Genomic DNA, 3603 nt, shown 5'->3' on the forward strand with positions numbered 1-3603 from the left:
GCGCCGGTGCCGGGCCTGGCCGGGACTCTCGGCGAAGGCGAGCCCGGCCTGCCGGAGGGGACGCTCGTGGGGCCGTACCGCATCGTCCGCGCGCTGGCGAGCGGCGGCATGGGCACGGTGTACCTGGCGGAGCGCGACGACCCCCGGCTGCGGCAGCGCGTCGCGTTGAAGATGGTGCGCCAGGGGCTGCACGCCGACTACCTGGTCCGCCGCTTCCTGGAAGAGCGGCAGATCCTCGCCTCGCTGGAGCACCCCGGCATCGCCCGGCTGATGGACGGCGCCGTGACGCCGGAGGGCGTGCCGTGGTTCGCCATGGAGTACGTCGAAGGCATTCCGCTGGATGAGCATTGCGACCGGCATCGCCTGGGCGTGGACGAGCGGCTGCGGCTGTTCGCGCAGGTGTGCGACGCCGTGCAGTACGCGCACCGCAACCTGGTGGCGCACCGCGACCTGAAGCCCTCCAACATCCTGGTCACCGAATCCGGCCAGCCCAAGCTCCTGGACTTCGGCATCGCGCGGCTGGTGGCGGGCGGCGCCCCGGCTGCGGACGACCGCACCGGCATCGGACCGCGGCTGCTCACCCCCGAGTACGCCAGCCCCGAACAGCTGCGCGGCGAGCCCGTCTCCACCGCCACGGACGTCTATTCGCTCGGCGTCATCCTCTACCAGCTTCTCACCGGCCAGCGTCCCTACCGTCCCCGTGGCGAGTCGCCCTGGGAGCTGCCGGGTGCGCTGCTCGGCGCGCCCGAACGCCCATCCGCCGTCGCCGGGGCAGGGGAGGACGCCGGCGAGGCAGCCGCCGCGCGGGGGACCACGCCGGCGCGGCTGGCGCGGCGGTTGGCGGGGGACCTGGATGCCATTGTCCTCAAGGCCATGCGGCCGGAGCCCGGGCAGCGCTACGCCACGGCGGAGCAGCTCGCCGCGGACCTGCGGCGCCACGCCGCGGGGCTGCCCGTGGGAGCGCGGGCGGACACGCGCTGGTATCGGGTGAGAAAGTTCGTCAGCCGTCATCGCGCGGGCGTCGCCGCCTCCGCCGCCGCCCTGGTCCTGCTGATGGGCTTCGCCGTGGTGACGCGGGTGCAGGCCATGCGCATCGCGGCGGAGCGCGACCGGGCGCAGCAGGTGGAATCCTTTCTCCTGGGCCTCTTCGACCGCTCCAACCTGTACCAGGGAAGCACGCGGGCCGTCACCGTGCGCGACCTGCTGGACCGCGGCGCGGCCGACATCGCGGACGTGCGCCAACCCGAGGTGCGGTGGCGGCTGCAGCTTGCCTTGGGCCACGCCTACTACGGCCAGGGCGACTACGGCCGCGCCATCGCGCTGATGGACTCGTCCTATGCGGCGCTGCGGAAGCTGCGCGGCGAGCGCCACCAGGAAACCATCGCCATCGCCAACCAGCTCGGCAACGTGCTGCGCGTCGCCGGGCGATACGACCGGGCGCAGGCGCTGTACCGGGTGATCCTGGATGCGCGCCGGCGCGCGCTGGGGAGCGGCAGCGTGGAGGTGGCGCGCTCGCTGAACGGGCTGGCGATGGTGCTGCGGATGCAGGGCCGCTACGCCGAAGCCGAGAGACTGCTGCGCGAGGCGCTGACCATCGATCGAGCGCACTCCGGGGACGCCCCCTCCGGTCTGCCGCAGACGCTGAACAACCTGGGCCACGTGATGCGCGAGAGCGGCCGGCTGAGCGAAGCCGAGGCGCTGCACCGGGAGTCGCTGGCCGTCCGCCGCGCCGTGTGGGGCCCCGAGCACTTCGAGGTGACCGTCAGCCTCGCGAACTTGGCGGGCGTGCTGCGCGACCGCGGCGACCACGCTGGGGCCGACACGCTGTACCGCCAGGTGCTGGCGCTGCGCCGCCGCCTGGCGGGCGAGGAGCACCCGGACCTGGCGATGGACCGCGCCGGCTACGCCCAGCTCCTTCACCTTCGTGGCGACCTCGCGGGCGCGGAAGCCCTGTATCGGCGCGCGCTCGGCGTGCAGCGCCGGGTGCTGCCCCCCGGCCACGCGCTGACCGCTACGACCCTCACCGGGCTCGGCGCGCTCCTCGTGGACCGGAACCGCCCCGCCGGAGCGCTTCCCCTGCTGGAGGAAGCGCTCGCGGCGCGGCGGGCCGCGCTGCCGCCCGGCCACTGGTACGTCGCGGAAACGGAGAGCGCGCTCGGCGCCTGCCTCTCCGCCCTCGGCCGCCGGGCCGAAGCCGCGCCGCTGCTGTTGCGAAGCGCCTCTGTCCTCGAAACCGCCCTCGGCCCCGAAAGCACCCTGGCCCGCGCCGCCCGCCAGCGGATCGACGATCACCGGCTGCGGGCGGGGCTGGGGAACGCCGGCACCGGCTGAGACACCGGAGCTACAGGTTCTGGCCGCCGGAGACCTCCACGCGGACGCCGTTCATCCACCGCATGCCGTCCGACAGGAGCGAGGCGGCCGCCGCGCCGATGTCGTCCGCCTCCCCCACCCGGCCCAGCGGGATCGTCGAAGCGACGTGGCGGTTCACCTCGGGGACGTCGCGCACCGCTCCGCCGGCGAAGTCGGTGGCGATGGCGCCCGGGGCGATCACGTTGGCGGTGATCCCCCGCGGGCCGAGTTCGCGCGCCAGGTAGCGGGTGAGGACCTCCACCCCGCCCTTGGCGGCGGCGTAGGCGGCGTACCCCGGCAGGGCGAAGCGCGCGAGGCCCGTCGAAACGTTCAGGATCCGCCCGCCGTCGGCCATCATCGGCAAAAGCCGCTGCGTCAGGAAGAAGGGGCCTTTCAGGTGAACGGCCAGCAGTTCGTCGAACTGTGCCTCGGTGGTGTCGGCAACGCTCGCGTGCACTCCCATTCCCGCGTTGTTCACCAGGAAGTCGAAGTCGCCGCGGCCGAACCGGTCGCGCAGCGTTCCGGCCAGCACTTCGGCGAATGCGGCGAAGGTGTCGCTGCGTCCCACGTCCAGCGGAAGCATGGCGGCGCGGCGGCCGCGGGATTCCACTTCGCGCGCCACGGCCTCTGCCTCGTCGCGGTTCTGCCGATAGGTTCCCACCACGTCCACGCCGGCCTCCGCCAGGTGCAGCGCCATGCTGCGCCCCAGCCCCCGGCTTGCGCCCGTGATCACGGCGATCCTGGTATTCATGGAGAGCCATCCTTGTTCTGGTGCCGAGCAAGCATCGCGTGTTCACGCTTGCGGCCTCAAGGATACTCCATTACTCTCCGTTGGGAAGAAGGCACCCGAAAGTGCTATACGCACCCCGAGGAGAGTGTTCGATGACGCAGGCTTCTCCAGCCGCCGAGCCGCACGAGGGCCAGGTAGACGCACGTGTCGAGGCGCTCGTGCAGGACCTGATCGGCCGGGTCGCGGACAAGTGGACGATGCTGATCCTGGAAGTGCTGGCGGAGCACGGCACGGTGCGGTTCACCCGGCTGGGCACCCTCGTGGGAGGGATCAGCCAGAAGATGCTGACGCAGACGCTACGGCAGATGGAGCGCGAGGGGCTGCTGACGCGCACCGTTCATCCGGTGGTGCCCCCGCGCGTGGAGTATGCGCTCACCCCGCTGGGGTTGAGCCTGGGGGAGGCGTTCTGCGGAGTCTGGATGTGGGCGGCCCGGCACCTGGAGGAGGTGGAGCGCGCCCGCGAA

General features: G+C 72.8%; 3 protein-coding genes. 2 read left to right on the forward strand and 1 reads right to left on the reverse strand.

What is annotated here, in order from left to right:
* A partial coding sequence (locus VIB55_RS14065) for a serine/threonine-protein kinase (protein ID WP_331877285.1) occupies positions 1–2331 on the forward strand: 2331 nt, incomplete at its 5' end.
* 10 nt (positions 2332–2341) lie between these two features.
* Here the strand turns inward: VIB55_RS14065 and VIB55_RS14070 are convergent.
* Positions 2342–3100 (reverse strand): SDR family NAD(P)-dependent oxidoreductase, encoded by a 759-nt coding sequence (locus VIB55_RS14070; protein WP_331877286.1) that lies wholly within the window; start codon positions 3098–3100, stop codon positions 2342–2344.
* Between the two features lie 131 nt (positions 3101–3231).
* Between VIB55_RS14070 and VIB55_RS14075 the strand changes: the two genes are divergently transcribed.
* Positions 3232–3603 (forward strand): helix-turn-helix domain-containing protein (locus VIB55_RS14075; RefSeq protein WP_331877287.1); only part of this gene is annotated, 372 nt, incomplete at its 3' end.

Source organism: Longimicrobium sp. (assembly GCF_036554565.1).
GTDB lineage: Bacteria > Gemmatimonadota > Gemmatimonadetes > Longimicrobiales > Longimicrobiaceae > Longimicrobium.